Source organism: Micromonospora sp. NPDC004336, assembly GCF_053602615.1.
On the sequence record NZ_JBSGDY010000161.1, the window covers coordinates 1 to 14,571 of the forward strand.

The 14,571-nt window shown below is 75.5% G+C and carries 16 protein-coding genes; 14 read left to right on the forward strand and 2 right to left on the reverse strand.

Features of this window, described 5'->3' with window-relative positions:
• A partial coding sequence (locus ACWENR_RS25095; RefSeq protein ID WP_452279420.1) for a class I adenylate-forming enzyme family protein occupies window positions 1–1,225 on the forward strand: 1,225 nt, incomplete at its 5' end.
• On the opposite strand, the gene ACWENR_RS25100 is transcribed toward ACWENR_RS25095, so the two are convergent.
• Entirely contained in the window at window positions 1,156–1,944 is a 789-nt protein-coding gene (locus ACWENR_RS25100; protein ID WP_452279421.1) for a 4'-phosphopantetheinyl transferase family protein, read from the reverse strand. The two genes, ACWENR_RS25095 and ACWENR_RS25100, sit on opposite strands and share 70 nt — an antisense overlap.
• A gap of 15 nt (window positions 1,945–1,959) precedes the next feature.
• On the opposite strand from ACWENR_RS25100, the gene ACWENR_RS25105 reads away from it, so the two are divergent.
• From ACWENR_RS25105 to ACWENR_RS25160, 12 genes are all read left to right on the forward strand, one after another.
• Window positions 1,960–2,226 (forward strand): acyl carrier protein, encoded by a 267-nt coding sequence (locus ACWENR_RS25105; RefSeq protein ID WP_452279422.1) that lies wholly within the window; start codon window positions 1,960–1,962, stop codon window positions 2,224–2,226.
• Window positions 2,226–2,471 carry an acyl carrier protein gene (locus ACWENR_RS25110; protein ID WP_452279423.1) on the forward strand — a complete coding sequence of 82 codons (246 nt, stop codon included), beginning with the start codon at window positions 2,226–2,228 and terminating at the stop codon, window positions 2,469–2,471. The genes ACWENR_RS25105 and ACWENR_RS25110 overlap by 1 nt, the downstream gene beginning before the upstream one ends.
• The gene (locus tag ACWENR_RS25115; protein WP_452279424.1) at window positions 2,464–3,546 is read left to right on the forward strand and encodes a beta-ketoacyl synthase N-terminal-like domain-containing protein; all 1,083 of its coding nucleotides are present in this window, start codon (window positions 2,464–2,466) and stop codon (window positions 3,544–3,546) included. The genes ACWENR_RS25110 and ACWENR_RS25115 overlap by 8 nt, the downstream gene beginning before the upstream one ends.
• Window positions 3,547–3,671: 125 nt before the next feature.
• The gene (locus ACWENR_RS25120; protein WP_452279435.1) at window positions 3,672–4,247 is read left to right on the forward strand and encodes a beta-ketoacyl synthase chain length factor; all 576 of its coding nucleotides are present in this window, start codon (window positions 3,672–3,674) and stop codon (window positions 4,245–4,247) included.
• The gene (locus ACWENR_RS25125; RefSeq protein ID WP_452279425.1) at window positions 4,244–5,860 is read left to right on the forward strand and encodes a class I adenylate-forming enzyme family protein; all 1,617 of its coding nucleotides are present in this window, start codon (window positions 4,244–4,246) and stop codon (window positions 5,858–5,860) included. The genes ACWENR_RS25120 and ACWENR_RS25125 overlap by 4 nt, the downstream gene beginning before the upstream one ends.
• The gene (locus ACWENR_RS25130; protein ID WP_452279426.1) at window positions 5,857–7,095 is read left to right on the forward strand and encodes a beta-ketoacyl-[acyl-carrier-protein] synthase family protein; all 1,239 of its coding nucleotides are present in this window, start codon (window positions 5,857–5,859) and stop codon (window positions 7,093–7,095) included. Before ACWENR_RS25125 ends, ACWENR_RS25130 begins: the two co-directional genes overlap by 4 nt.
• A gap of 72 nt (window positions 7,096–7,167) precedes the next feature.
• Window positions 7,168–8,280, forward strand: a complete 1,113-nt coding sequence (hppD, locus tag ACWENR_RS25135; RefSeq protein ID WP_452279427.1) for a 4-hydroxyphenylpyruvate dioxygenase — start codon at window positions 7,168–7,170, stop codon at window positions 8,278–8,280.
• A complete protein-coding gene (locus tag ACWENR_RS25140) occupies window positions 8,277–9,206 on the forward strand; it encodes a phytanoyl-CoA dioxygenase family protein (protein ID WP_452279428.1) in 930 nt (309 codons plus the stop codon). Before hppD ends, ACWENR_RS25140 begins: the two co-directional genes overlap by 4 nt.
• Window position 9,207: 1 nt before the next feature.
• Window positions 9,208–10,005, forward strand: a complete 798-nt coding sequence (locus ACWENR_RS25145) for a DUF3050 domain-containing protein (protein ID WP_452279429.1) — start codon at window positions 9,208–9,210, stop codon at window positions 10,003–10,005.
• Window positions 10,002–10,973 carry a thiamine pyrophosphate-dependent dehydrogenase E1 component subunit alpha gene (locus ACWENR_RS25150; RefSeq protein WP_452279430.1) on the forward strand — a complete coding sequence of 324 codons (972 nt, stop codon included), beginning with the start codon at window positions 10,002–10,004 and terminating at the stop codon, window positions 10,971–10,973. Before ACWENR_RS25145 ends, ACWENR_RS25150 begins: the two co-directional genes overlap by 4 nt.
• Entirely contained in the window at window positions 10,974–11,945 is a 972-nt protein-coding gene (locus ACWENR_RS25155; protein ID WP_452279431.1) for an alpha-ketoacid dehydrogenase subunit beta, read from the forward strand. It abuts the gene before it with no gap.
• Window position 11,946: 1 nt separating this feature from the next.
• On the forward strand, window positions 11,947–13,305 hold the full coding sequence (locus ACWENR_RS25160; protein WP_452279432.1) for a hypothetical protein: 1,359 nt from the start codon (window positions 11,947–11,949) through the stop codon (window positions 13,303–13,305).
• An 86-nt stretch (window positions 13,306–13,391) separates the two neighbouring features.
• On the opposite strand, the gene ACWENR_RS25165 is transcribed toward ACWENR_RS25160, so the two are convergent.
• Window positions 13,392–13,769 (reverse strand): nuclear transport factor 2 family protein, encoded by a 378-nt coding sequence (locus ACWENR_RS25165; protein ID WP_452279433.1) that lies wholly within the window; start codon window positions 13,767–13,769, stop codon window positions 13,392–13,394.
• 144 nt (window positions 13,770–13,913) lie between these two features.
• On the opposite strand from ACWENR_RS25165, the gene ACWENR_RS25170 reads away from it, so the two are divergent.
• A complete protein-coding gene (locus ACWENR_RS25170; RefSeq protein WP_452279434.1) occupies window positions 13,914–14,480 on the forward strand; it encodes a hypothetical protein in 567 nt (188 codons plus the stop codon).
• Window positions 14,481–14,571 lie beyond the last annotated feature (91 nt).

The following is a 14,571-nucleotide window of genomic DNA, read 5'->3' on the forward strand; positions in this document are numbered from 1 at the left end:
CCTGCGTCCCGGCGGCGCGGCGGCGCTGCGCCTGCCGCCCTCGCTGGCGTACGTGGTGAACCTGCTGGCCACCTGGCGCAGCGGAGCCCAGGCCGTCCTGCTCGACCACCGGCTCACCGACCACGAGGTGGGCCGGGCGCTGGAACGGCTCACCCCGCAGGTGGTGGTGGCGCCGCAGCGCACCGGCGGCGGAGCGCTGCGGATCTTCGTCGACGTCACCGAGGGCGTCACCGCGTACGCCGACCGGCCGGCCGTCAGCGGACACGCGGTGATCCAGCTCAGCTCCGGCTCCACCGGACCGTCCAAGGTGATCGGCCGCACCGCCGCCGACCTCGTCGCCGAGGTGCACCGCTACACCCGCATCGACGGGGTGGCCCTGCCCGGCGAGCGGATCATCCTGCTGCCCTCGATGGTGCACGTGCTCGGCCTGGTCGGCGGCCTGCTCTACGGCCTGCACGCCGGGGTGGAACTGGTGCCGCCGCAGCGCCTGGCCGGCGACGCCGTGCTGGCCGCGATCGCCGCCGCCGACTCGCCGGCCACCGTGCTCGGCGTGCCGTTCCACATCGGACTGCTCGCCTCCACCCGGTCTGCGGGCCCGCTGCCGCAGTTCAAGCGGATGACCACCGGCGGTGAGCTGGTCCCCGCCGCCGTCGCCCGCGCCTTCACCGACCGCCACGGCGTGCCGCTGGGCAACATGTACGGGATGACCGAGGTCGGCGTCATCGGCACCGACCTGTACGGGCGGCACCGCCCGTCCATCGCCCCCGCCCCCGGCATCGAGGTCCGCGAGGTCGACGGCGAACTGCGGGTGAGCTGCCCCGCGTCGCCGTACGTCGGGTTCAGCGACCCCACCCGGTGGGCCGACGGCTGGCTGCACACCCGCGACGCCGGCACCGTCGACGCGGAGACCGGGCTGGTCACCGTGCGCGGGCGACTCGACTCGCAGGTCTCCGTCGGCGGCCTGAAGGTCGACCTCACCGAGGTGGAGACGACCGTCGCCGAGCTGCCCGGCGTCGCCGCCGCCGTGGTCGTCTGGGACAACGGCGTCACCGCCTACGTGCAGCCGGACGGGCCGCTGTCCGAGGAGGTGCTGGACAAGCTGCTCGCCGAGCGGCTGGCCGGCTACAAGCGGCCGCGCACCCTGCGCCTGCTGGATCAGCTGCCCCGCACCACCACCGGCAAGCTGGTGCGCGCGGTCGACGCGCTGCGGACGGCGGCCACGTGACCGGTCCCTTGCGCCGCCCCGACCCGCCCGTCCGCCACGTGACCGGTCCGCTGCGTCGCTCCGACCTGCCCGTCCGCCACGACGACCACCTCGACCGGCGCCGCGTCGGCGGCGCGCACCGCGACCGCCAGGACCAGTCCGCCGCCCACCGGCGGATGCCCGACGCGCAGGCCCGCGCCGCCGGGAACCGGCCGCAGCCGGACCTCGCCGCCGGCCGCCCGTGGCCCGCCGGGGTCGACGGGCACCGGCATCCGCTGGCGCAGGCCGCCGCCGCGCAGCCCCACCCCGAGCGCCTTGCCCACGGCCTCCTTCGCGGTCCACAGCCGCAGGAAGTCCGCCACCCGGCCGTCGGCGGGCCGCCCCGCCAGCCAGGACGCCTCGGCCGGGGCGTACCACCGGCGGGCCAGCGCCACGGCGGGCAGCCGGCGCACCCGCTCCACGTCGACCCCGACCGGGCCGGCCGGGCGGGCGGCGACCACCACCAGCCCGTCGGTGCGGCTCACGCTGACCGGCAGCTCCACCCGACCGTCCGCCCCCGACGCCGCGACGACGGGTCGCCCGTCGGGGCCGCGCTCCACCACGATCCGCGCCCGTGCGCCGCCGAGCAGCGTGGCGCCCGCCCGCCGCAGCAGCGGCCCGGCCGGGGCCGGCCGACCGCCGTCCTCCCGGCCCACCCAGACGTACACGGTGTCCCGACCGGGCACCGGTAACTGGTTCACAGAAAGAGGTTAACCATGCGAGCCGAGATCCGCGCCTTCGTCGTCGAGCAGCTCGAGGACATGAACTACGACGTCGAGGACCTCGACGACGACACCACCCTCGGCCCGTCCGGGGTGGACCTGGAGTCGTTGGCCCTGGCCGACCTCGCCGTACGGGTGGAGGACCGCTACGGGCTCAAGTTCGCCGACGACGAGTCGGAGAAGCTGGCCCTGATGACGGTCGGCGAGTTCACCACGATGGTCGCCGACCGGGTCGCCGGGGCGACGAGCGACAACTCCTGATGGCCGGTCAGCCCGACCTGGGGCGAGCTGACCTGGTGACGATGCTCGCCGAGCTCACCGAGAAGCCGGCCGCCGAGGTCGGCGACCGGATCGGCTCGATGGAGCTGGCCTGGCTGGTCCACCTCGTGGAGCAGCGCTACGAGCGGCAGCTCGACCTCACCGACGACCAGCTCGCCGGCATCCGCACCGTCGACGACGCCCTGGCGGTCTTCCGGACCTCCCTGACCGCCGCCGCCGATGGCTGAGCGGACGGCCGTCCAGCTCACCGGCGTCCACGCGACCAGCGCCCTCGGCCGGGGCGCCGACGCGCAGCTCGCCGGCGCGCTGGCCGGTACCCCCGCGTTCCGGCCGGTGGACCGCTTCGACACGGCCTCACGCCGGGTCGACGCCGCCGCCACCCTGCCCGACGTCGGCGACCTGGCCGAAGAACTGGCCGAGGCGGTCGACGCCGCCTGCCGGGCCGCGGGTCTAGACGCCGGCCGCCGGGCCGGCACCGCCCTGCTGCTGGCCGTGCACGGCGGCGCGCACGTGCCGGCGCTGACCACCGGCCTGGCCGCGCGGACCGGCCTCACCGGGCCGACCCGGGCGTACACCACGGCCTGCGTCTCGGCGAGCAGCGCCGTGGCCGACGCCGCCGCGCTGATCCGGCGCGGCGACGCCGACCGGGTGGTGGTCGCCGCGGGCTACCTGGTCGAGCCGGACCAGTACGCCCTCTTCGACGCCGGCCGCGCGCTGGCCACCGACGGCGCGGTGCGCCCGTTCAGCGCCGGGCGCACCGGCCTGCTGCTCGGCGACGGGGTCGCCGCGGTGGTGCTCGAAGCCGCGGCCGTCGCCCGGACGCCGGTCGCCGACCTGCTCGGCTGGGGCCGGGCCGGGGACGCGTTCCACCCCTGCCGGCCCGAGCCGGGCGGTCGCGGCCTGGCCCGCGCGGTCACCGCCGCGCTGCGCCGGGCCGGCCTGGCGGCGGAGGAGATCGGGTACGTCAACGCCAACGCCACCGGCACCGGCCACAGCGACGCCTCGGAGGCGGCGGCGCTGCGCGTGGCGTTCGGCGCGGCGGCGGACCGGGTGCCGGTCAGCTCCACCAAGGCGCTGCACGGGCACGCCCTGGAGGCCTCCGGGCTGCTGGAGCTGGTGGTCACGGTGCTCGCCCTGCGGCACCGGAAGCTGCCGGTCAACGCCGGCTGGGCGGGCCGCGACCCGGCCTGCCCCGTCGACGTCATCCGCGACGCGCCCCGCCCGGCCACCACCGGGTACGCGCTGAGCCTCAACGCCGCCTTCGGCGGCGCGAACACCGCCCTGCTGGTGGGTGCCGCGTGAGCGGGCACGGGGCCGCCGGCGTCGCCACCGCCCGGCCCGCCGCGCCGGTGGAGTCGGCCGGGCCCGCCGTGCTGGGGGAGTCGGCCGGGCCCGCCGTGCTGGGGGAGTCGGCCGGGCCCGCCGTGCTGGGGGAGTCGGCCGGGCCTGCCGCGTCGGCGGAGTCGGCCGGGCCCGCCGTGCTGGCGGAGTCGGCCTGGCCGGAGCCGGGCGACGGCGCGCCGCCGCCGGTGCCCGGGTTCGTGCACTCCGACTTCCCGCCGGTGGTCGCGGCGGTCGCCGAGCGCTGCCTGACCCGGGCGTACGGCGGCCGGCCGGCGCCCGACGGGGAGCGCACCGCGGTCGTGCTCGTCAGCGCGGCGGGGGACCGGGCCGGCGCGGCGCACGTGCGGGCCACCGTCGCCGCCGGCGGCCGGCCCGGCCCGCTGTTCTTCTTCCAGTCGGTGCCCAACAGCGTGGCCGGGCACGTGGCCGCCCGCTGGGGGCTGGGCGGGCCGGTGGTCTGCCTCGCGCCGACCGGCGACCCGCGCGACGAGGGGATCGCGGCGGTCGACCTGCTGCTGCACGACGGCGACGCCGACCGGGCGTTGCTGGTCCTGATCGAACAGGCACCCGACGACGGCGGTGCGCGGGACCCGGGGGCCGACGGCGCGCCCGGCACCCGGGCCGTCGCGGTGCTGCTGGGGGGAGGAGACACACCGTGAGGACGAGGGGACTACGGGGGAGGCTGGCCGCCGACGAGCGGATCGGCGCCGGCAACGTGCTGGCCCGGGTGCTGGCGCACGGCGCCGACCCGGACGGGCCGGGGCTCACCTTCGACACCGCCGTGGACGGCCACCCGGCCGAGCGGCCGCTGACCCTGGGCCGGCTCGACGAACGGGTTGCCGCCCGCGCCGCGTGGCTGCACGAGCGGGGCGTCAGGCCGCGCGACCCGGTCGCCGTCTGGGCCACCGCCGCCGCCGACATGGTGCTCAGCTTCCTCGCGCTGGCCCGCCTCGGCGCGATCCCGGCGCTGATGAACGGCAGGCTGCGCCCGCAGATCGCCGCCGAGTACGTCCGCCGGCTGCGCGGCGTCGGGGTGCTCGCCGACGACGCGCACACCGCGCTGCTGGCCGGGCACGACCTCGGCGTGCCGCTCCTCGGCACGCCCGCCGAGGCGGGCACGGGCGACCCGGCCGCCGCGCCGGCGCACTACCGGCACCACGCCGACGACCCGGTGGTCATCACCCACACCTCCGGCACGACCGGCGTGCCGAAGGCGGTGCTGCACTCGCACGCGAGCCTCTTCGCCGCGACCCGGCACCTGCTCACCATGCCGCAGGCGCAGGGCACCAGCCGCATCCTCAACGCGCTGCCCGCCCCGCACACCGCCACCGTGCTCATGGTCAACCAGGCGCTCGGCAACCGCGCGGAGATGTTCCTGCTCTCCGACCAGGGCGGCGAGCGGGTGCTAGACGCGATCCAGCGCTGGCGCCCCGACGGCGTGTTCGGCTTCTCGGTGACGTGGGCGGAGCTGGCGCGCTTCGACCTGTCCGCGTACGACCTGGACTCGGTGTCGCTGTGGTTCAACACCGGCGACTGCTCGCACGAGCCGCACGTGCGCCGGCTCGTCGCGGTCGGCTCCCGCGACACGATGACCCGCGAGGGGGTCACCCGGGTGCCCGGCTCCGTCTTCATCGACGGGCTCGGCTCCAGCGAGATGGGGCACTCGATGTTCCACATCACCCACCGCACCGACACCGACCGGTACGGCCGCTGCATCGGCCGGCCCTACCGGTTCGCCCGGGTGGCGGTGCTCGACGCCGACGGCGAGCCGGTGCCGACCGGCGAGGTGGGCTGGCTGGGCGTCGACTCGCCGTCGCTGTTCCGGGGCTACTGGAACGACTCGGTCACCACCCACCGGTTCCGCCAGCGCGGCTGGTACCTCACCGGGGACCTGGTGTACGCCGACGCCGACGGGCGCTATTACCACATGGACCGGGCCGTCGACTCCGTCGACGCGGGCGACGGGCGGCGGTTCTACACGGCGCTGTCGGAGGAGCGGATCCTCGCCGCCTGCCCCGACGTCACCGACTGCACCGTGGTGATCGTCGCCGAGGGCGGTCGGGTGTCCACCGACGTGCTGCTGGAGCTCGCCGCCGGCGCCGACGACGACGCCGACCGCACCGAGCGGGTCCGGGCGGCGCTCGGGCCCGACGTCGGCGCGACCCTGCGCCGGGTGGTGCCGGTGCGCCCCGCCGACATCCCGGTCACCGTCACCGGCAAGGTGCGCAAGGTGGCGCTGCGGGAGCGCTATCTCACCGAGTCGCCGTCGTGACCGCCGTCATCACCGGGATGGGGCTGTTCACCCCCGTCGGCCGGGGCGTCGAGGCCACGTTCGACGCGCTCTGCGCCGGCCGCTCCGGGCTGACCCGGCCGCCCGACGGGCACCCCGCCGCGCCGTCGCTGGAGGTCGCCGGCCTGCTCCCGGACGTCGACCCGCGCACCGTCGCCTCCGGGCCGGAGACCCGGGTGCTGGACCGGATCGTGGTGCTCGCCCTGCTCGCCGCCGCCGACGCGCTCGCCGACGCCGGCATCGAGGTGGGCCGGGACGTGGACCCGGGCCGCGTCGGGGTGATCGTCGGCGGCGTCGGCGGGATGGCCACCCTGGAGTCGCAGGTGCTGGCCCGCGCCGAGCGGGGCCGCGCGGCGGTCAGCCCGTACCTGCTCACCGGCATCCTGCCGAACATGCCGGCGGCGCGGATCGCCATCCGGCACGGCATCCGCGGCTACACGTCCTCGGTCGGCACGGCCTGCGCCTCCGGCGCCCAGTCCGTCGCCGACGCCGTCCGGCTGATCCGCGCCGGGGAGGCCGACGTGGTGCTCTGCGGGGCCAGCGAGGCGCCGCTGTTCCCGACCTTCGCCGACACCTTCGGCAACGCCCGGGCGCTGGCCCGGGGCTGGGCCGACCCGACGGCGGCGAGCCGGCCGTTCGACGCCCGCCGCAACGGGTTCGTCCTCGCCGAGGGCGCGGCCCTGCTGGTGCTGGAACGCGCCGAGCACGCCGCCGCCCGGGGCGTCACCGGCTACGCCGAGGTCGCCGGGTACGGGGCGACCACCGACGCGTACCACCCGACCGCCCCCCGGCCCGACGGCGCCGGCGCGGCGGAGTGCATGCGGCGGGCGCTGGCCAGCGGCGGCGTGCCCGCCGCGCGGGTCGGCTACGTCAACGCGCACGGCACCGGCACGAAGCTCGGCGACATCGCCGAGACCACGGCGCTGGCCGACGTGTTCGGCGTCGGCGGCGTGCCGGTCAGCTCCACCAAGGCGCTCACCGGCCACCTGCTCGGCGCCTCCGGGGTGCTGGAGACGGCGGCCACCGCGCTGGCGCTGGGCCGGGGCCTGCTCCCGCCGACGCACAACCTCGACGACCCGGATCCGGCGTGCCCGGCGGACCACGTCCGCAAGGAGCCGAGGGAGACCGACACCGGGTACGCGCTGACCAACTCCTTCGGCTTCGGCGGCCAGAACGTGAGCCTGCTGCTCGCGCGGGCCGCCCGGCCGAGGGCCTGAGACAACCGCTCCACCCCGGGCGGAGCGCGCCCGGGCGGCAACCACGGGGGAACCGTGGAAAGGGCTGAGGACATGGACATCCGTGGGATAGACCACATCGAACTCTACGTGGGCGACGCCCGGCAGGCGGCCTTCTACTTCGGCCGGGCGGTCGGCTTCCACCTGTGCGGCCAGGGCGGGCCCGAGACCGGGCTGGCCGACCAGCGGTCGCTGCTGCTGTGCCACGCCGACGTCCGGATGGTGCTGACCTCCGGGCTCACCGCCGAGCATCCCGCGTCCCGGTACGTGCAGCGGCACGGCGACGGCATCGCGGTGGTGGCGCTGGAGGTCGACGACGCGGCCGCCGCGTACGCCGAGCTGGTCGGTCGCGGGGCGGCGGGGGTGACGCCGCCGACCACCCACACCGGCGCGGACGCCGAGGTGGTGACCGCCGAGGTGGGCGGCTTCGGCGACGTGCTGCACCGCCTGGTGTCCCGGCGCGGCGACCGGGGCGAGTTCCTGCCCGGCGCGGTCGAGATGACGCCCCCGGCCGGCGGCAGCGACGACAAGCTGCTCGCCGAGATCGACCACCTGGCGGTCTGCGTGCCGCCGGGCCAGCTCGACGAGACCGTCGGGCACTACCGGGAGGTGTTCGGCTTCGCGGAGATCTTCGCCGAGCACATCGAGGTCGCCGGGCAGGCCATGAACTCCAAGGTGGTGCAGAGCCCGTCGGGGCGGGTCACCCTGGTGCTGCTGGAACCGGACCGCGGCCGGCGGCCGGGGCAGATCGACGCCTTCCTCGACCAGCACGCCGGCGCCGGGGTGCAGCACCTCGGGCTGCGCACCGACGACATCGTCACCGCCGTCGGCGCGCTCGCCGAGCGGGGCGTGCGCTTCGCCGGCACCCCCCGCAGCTACTACGACGCCCTGGAGGCGCGGGTCGGCCGGGTGGACGCGCCGCTGGACCGGCTGCGCGACCTCGGCGTGCTGGTCGACCGCGACCACGGCGGGCAGCTGCTGCAGATCTTCACCGAGTCCATGCACGTGCGCCGCACGCTCTTCCTGGAGCTGATCGAGCGGCGCGGGGCGCGGACGTTCGGCAGCGGCAACATCAAGGCGCTCTACGAGGCCAAGGAACGGGAACTGGCCGCGGCGGGGGCGACCCTCGCCGCCGCGGCCGCGACACCGCAGGAGGTGCGGGCGTGACCACGACCGAGTTCGAGCCGACACTGACCGCCGAGGAGGAGGCGCTGCTCCCGTCCGACGAGGACGTCGCCTTCTACGCCGAGCACGGCTGGTACCTGTCGAAGAAGCTGCTCACCGACGACGAGGTGGACGCCCTCACGGCGGCGTCCGAGCGCTACTACGCCGGCGAGCGGGACCGCCGCCTGCCGGTGCGCCCGCCGAAGCTCGCCTACTGGGAGCCGTCGAAGGGTGAGGTGCAGCGGCACAACGACTACGTCCACCACGAGCACGACGGGCTCGGCGCGATCCTGCGCAAGCCGCTGATCGGCGCGGTCGCGGCCCGGCTCGCGCGGGCCACCGAGATCCGCGTCTTCCAGTCCACGCTGATCTACAAGCCGCCGATCTCCGGCGAGCCGTCCAACATCGTGCCCTGGCACTTCGACAAGCACTACTGGGCGTCGTCGTCGTCGGAGAACATGCTCACCGCGTTCATCCCGTTGCACGACTGCGGCGAGGAGATGGGCACCATCACGATGGTCGACGGTTCGCACCGGTGGAAGGAGATCGGCGCGGACGACACGGTGGTGCGCCACTTCGCCGAGCGCGACCGCGACCAGTTGGAGGAGATGCTCGCCGAGAACGCGGCCCACAACGGCGCCCAGATCCGCAAGGTGCCGATGGTGATCCCCAAGGGGCACATGAGCTTCCACCACTGCCGCACCTACCACGGCAGCGGCGCCAACGTCAGCGGCCGCCCGCGCCGGGCGATCTCGCTGCACCTGCAGGACGGCGACAACGCCTGGCGGGAGTTCCCCCTCTCCGACGGCACGCTCGCCGCGTACAACCACGACGTGCTCGTGCGCCGCACCCCCGACGGTCGGCCGGACTACGCCGACCCCGAGTACTGCCCCGTCATCTGGCGCCACCGCGCCCCGCAGGGAGGCTGACATGTCACGCTACGACTGGGGGAAGACCCACCCGGGCATCGAGCGGCTGGAGAAGGCGGTGACCGACCGCCGCGAGGCCGTCGTGCGGCACCCGCTCTACGCCGCCCTCGACACCCACGAGGCGCTGGTCACCTTCATGGAGCACCACGTCTTCGCCGTCTGGGACTTCATGTCCCTGCTGAAGTCGTTGCAGCGGCAGCTCACCTGCGTCACCGTGCCGTGGATCCCCACCGGGCCGACCGGCAGCCGCCGGCTGATCAACGACATCGTGATGGTCGAGGAGAGCGACGAGCTGGGCGAGGGCCACATCAGCCACTTCGAGCTCTACGTGCGGGGCATGCGGGAGGCCGGCGCCGACACCACGGCCGTGGACCGGCTGGTGGACCTGCTGCGGGCCGGCCGGCCGGTGGCCGAGGCGCTGGCCGAGGCGGGCGTGCCCGCGCCGTCGGCGGCGTTCGCCGCCACCACCTGGCGGATCATCGAGACCACCCCCGTGCACTGCCAGGCGGCGGCCTTCGCCTTCGGCCGGGAGGACCTGATCCCCGACATGTTCACCCAGGTCGTCGCCGTCAACGAGCGCAGCCGCAAGCTGCACACGTTCGTCGACTACCTGGAACGGCACATCGAGGTCGACGGCGAGCAGCACACCCCGATGGCGATGCAGATGCTCGCCGACCTGTGCGGCGACGACGACGTCAGGTGGCAGGAGTGCGCGGACACCGTCAACACCGCGCTCGCCGCCCGGGCGAAGCTGTGGGACGACATCCTCGCCGCGGTCAAGGAGGGCCGCGGCCGGTGACCGACGCCGACCCGGTCCGGCTCTACCGGACGGTACGGCTGATCCGCCGGTTCGAGGAGCGGGCCATCGAGCTGGTCCGCTCCGGGCAGATCGTCGGCGGCATCCACCCGTACCTCGGGCAGGAGGGGATCGCCGCCGGGGTGTGCGCCGCCCTGGGTGCCGACGACGTCGTCGCCGGCACCCACCGCGGGCACGGGCACGTGCTCGCCAAGGGCGCCGACCCGGCCCGGATGCTCGCCGAGCTCTGCGGCCGGGTCACCGGCCTCAACGCCGGCCGGGGCGGCTCGATGCACGCCGCCGACTTCGGCGTCGGCGTGCTCGGCGCCAACGCCATCGTCGGCGCGTCCGGGGCGATCATCACCGGCGCGGTGTGGGCGCGCCGCCGCCGCGGCGACGACACCGTCGGGGTGAGCTTCTTCGGCGACGGCGCGGTCAACGAGGGGATGCTGCTGGAGGCGTTCAACCTGGCCGCGCTGTGGCGGGTGCCGGTGCTGTTCGTCTGCGAGAACAACGGCTACGCCACCACCATGCCCGTCGCGGGCGCGGTCGCCGGCAGCATCCCCGGCCGCGCCGCCGCGTTCGGCATCCCGGCCGCCGTCGTCGACGGCCAGGACCCCGAGGCGGTACGCGACGTCGCGGCGGCCGCCGTCGACCGGATGCGCGCCGGCGGCGGCCCCGAGCTGATCGAGGCCCGCACCTACCGGTTCGACGCCCACCACACCTTCGAACACGCGGTACGCCTCGACTACCGCCCGCCCGACGAGGTGGCCCGGGGCCGGGCCCGCGACCCGGTGGACATCCAGGGCGCCCGGCTGCCCGCCGCCGTACGGGCCGACGTCGACGCCGAGGTCGAGGCCACCCTGGCGGCGGCCGTCGAGTTCGCGCTCGCCGGCGCCGAACCGGACCCGGCCGACGCCCTCGCGCACCTGTACGCCAGCGGGCTGACCGCCCGCACCGGAGGTGGGTAGATGCCCAGACTGTCCTACCGCAAGGCGCTCACCCGGGCCCTCGCCGACGAGCTGGCCCGCGACGAGTCGGTGTTCCTGCTCGGCGAGGACATCCGGGTGGCCGCCTCGAACGTCACCGCCGGGCTGTTCCGGCGGTTCGGTCCCGACCGGGTGCTCGACACGCCGCTGTCGGAGCAGGCGTTCACCAGCTTCGCCACCGGGGCGGCGCTGGCCGGGATGCGGCCGGTGGTGGAGTTCCAGATCCCGTCGCTGCTGTTCCTGGTCTTCGAGCAGATCGTCAACCACGCCCACAAGTTCCCGCTGATGACCGGCGGGCAGTGCGCCGCGCCCGTCACCTACCTGGTGCCCGGCTCCGGTTCCCGCACGGGCTGGGCGGGGCAGCACTCCGACCACCCGTACAGCCTCTTCGCCCACGTCGGGGTGACCACGGTGGTGCCGGCCACCCCCGCCGACGCGTACGGGCTGCTGGTGTCGGCGGTGCGCTGCGACGACCCGGTGGTGGTCTTCGCCCCGGCGGGGGCGCTCGACGTCCGCGACGACGTCGACTTCGCGGCGCTGGCCCCGGTGCCGCTGGGCCGGGGCCGGGTGCACCGCTTCGGCGACGACGTGACCGTGGTCGCGGTCGGGCACCTCGTGCACGACGCCCTCGCCGTCGCCGAGGAGCTGGCCGACCGGGTGTCGGTCGAGGTGTTCGACCCCCGCACGCTGTACCCGTTCGACTGGGACGGCCTCGCCGAGTCGGTGGCCCGCACCGGGCGGCTGGTGGTGGTGGACGACTCCAACCGCTCCTGCGGCGTCGCCGGGGAGATCGTCGCGACCATGGTCGAGCGGGTGCGGCTGGTCGCGCCGCCGCGCCGCGTCACCCGCCCCGACGGTGCGGTGCTGCCGTTCGCCCCCGCGCTGGACCGGGCCGTGCAGCCCGGCCGCGAGCAACTCCTGGCCGCCATCGAACACGTCGTGAAGGACGGTTGAAGTGATCGACGCCGACTACCGCTGGCCCTCCGCCGCACAGGCGTGGCTGGACCTGCCCGCGCCGGTGCGCGCCGAGATGGTGGCCGCCGGGGCCGAGTCCTGGCGGGACGTCTTCGACGGTCGGGCCACGTACAACAAGCAGTGGCGGCTGGCCCGGCCGCCCGTGATGGACGAGACCTCGCTGGGCGTGCTCAACGCCGTCTGCGACCGGATCGCCCAGCTCGTCTTCGAGGCGTGCCGGCGGCGGGCCGCCACAGCGGGCGAGCTGCGCCGGCTGCTGAACGTGCCCGACGGCGAGACCCGGCTGCTCGACGACGACGAGCCGCTGACCGAGGCGCTGCTGGCCGCGTTCCGGCCGGACGTGCTGCTCTCCGGCGGGGTGCCCCGGTTCGTGGAGTACAACATCGACAGCAGCCTCGGTGGGGCGTTCGACGCGGACACCACCGTGCGCCGCTTCGTCGACGTCTACCGGCGGCGCGGCCTCACCGACCGGGTCCGGCTGTCGGCGGCGCCCTCGGCGGTGGACCAGCGGTTCGCCGCGATCCGCGCCGGGCTCGGCCTGCCCGAGGGCGCCCGGGTCGCCATGCTCATCGACTTCGACGCCGAGTACCCGGGCCTGGACGACCCGCAGCGGTTCATCCGGCTGCTGTCGCCGGTGGTCGAGCGGGCCGCCGCGTTCGGCCTGGACCTGGTCATCGCCCCGGTCTCACAGGTCACGCTCGACGACCGGAAGCGGCTGGTCGCCGGCGGCGCCCCGGTCGACGGGGTGTTCCGCCTCTTCGTGCCCAACCGGGTCACCCCGAGCGCCGGGGTGGACGCCCTGGACGCGGGCCTGGCGGCGGGGACGGTGCCGATGTGGGTGTCGGCGGCGGCGTGGCTGATCGCCAACAAGCGCGCCTTCGCCTGGCTCTGGGAGGACGCCGACGCGCTGGCCCCGGCCGACCGCGATCTCGTCCAGCGGTACGTGCCGCGGACCTGGTCGCTGACGGCGGACCTGCTCGACCGGGCGCTGGCCGACCGGCACGACCTGGTGGCGAAGCCGGCGGACGGCTCCGCCGGGGTGGACGTGCTGATCGGCCGGGAGACCGACGCCGACGCGTGGCGCGCCGGGCTGACCCGGGCCGTCGGGCGGGGCGGCTTCATCCTCCAGGAGTACGTGAAGGCCGACGACGTCGGGCTGGACTTCGTGCACGTCGAGACCGGCGAGACGGTCAGCGCCGAGGTGCCGTACAGCATCGCCCCGTACCTGTTCGGGCGGCGGGCGGCGGGCGCCTGCGTCCGTACGGGCTTCCCCGGCTGCGACGGGGTGCTCAACCTGGCCCGGGGCGTCCTGCTGTCCGGCCTCCTGGTGGTCAACTAGCGCCTGTTCGGCGGGCTGCGGGTGCCGATCGCGTCGCGGGCCCTGGCGATGCGCGGGGAGGGCCCGGCGGTCGGCACGCGTCGCCGTCAGACGACGCTGGCGTGCGCGGCGATGACCCGCCACCCGTGCCGGTCGTCCCGCACCCAGGTGCGGGTGTAGCGCATCCGGACGTCGAACGGCGACCCGTCGACGCTGCCCGCCACCCTGCCGAGAAACCAGGTGACCCCGGTGGGCCCGGTGACGAGGACGGTCAGCTCCTCCTCGGCCACCGTGGTCAGCACCTGTCGGCCACTGCGGTGCACGCGCAGGTCGTCCTCCTTGGAGTGTCGTCCGCCGTCCGGCCCGGTGAAGACGAGCCGGTCGTCGAGCAACGCGTCCAGGCAGGCCACGTCGCTGGCGAGCTGCGCGGCCTGGAGCCGGCGCTCGGCCCGGCGCAGCTCCTCGGCACCTACCCGATCGGTCATCCCACCCCGCTCCCGTCGTCGCCCGTCCCGGTGACGGCCTCGCCAGCATTCGGCATACGTCGCCACCGGGCAACGCTGGTTAGCCAACGGCAGACGGGGATCTCGCGCCGGGCGGTCGGGCCGTCGGACGCCTATCGTGGCCGCATGACACCTTGGACCATCTACCGGGAGGGCGCACTGGACCCGGCGGGGCACGCGCAGATCGCGGCCACCCTCCGCGCGGCGTTCCCGACCTATCCGGGCGCCTTCGAGGGGCGGCGGAGCTGGGCGGGCGCCCGGCCCGAGCTGCGGGTCACGATCAACGACGACACCGGGGTCGCCGCCCATGCCGGCGTGCTGCGTCGCTTCATCCAAGTGGTCCGTCCCGACCGGACGGTCGAGCAACTGGTGGCCGTGGTCGGGCTGGTTGCGGTACGCCCCGACCGGCAGGGTTCCGGGATCGGCCGGCAGCTCGGCGCCGGCATCGCGGCGGCGCTGGACGAGCTGGCGGTCCCGTTCGGGCTGCTCGGCTGCAACGAGCCCGTCCGCGGCTACTACCGCTCGATCGGGTGGCAGCAGCTGCCACCGACCCGCTCGTTCTACTGCCCGCTTGACGTCGAGGACCCGGCCCGGGTGGTGGACAGCAGTGACGGCTGGTTCGTGCTGCCGGTGACCGAGCCGTTCGCCCGGTGGCCCGACGGCGACCTGCACTGGAACGGCGCCCAGGTCTAGACGAGTAAGTCCTAATCCTGGTCAGTGGTCGTAGGCGATCAGTGACCTGGTCAGGGGCTGTCCGGTGGTCCGGTTGTGCCAGATGGCGGCG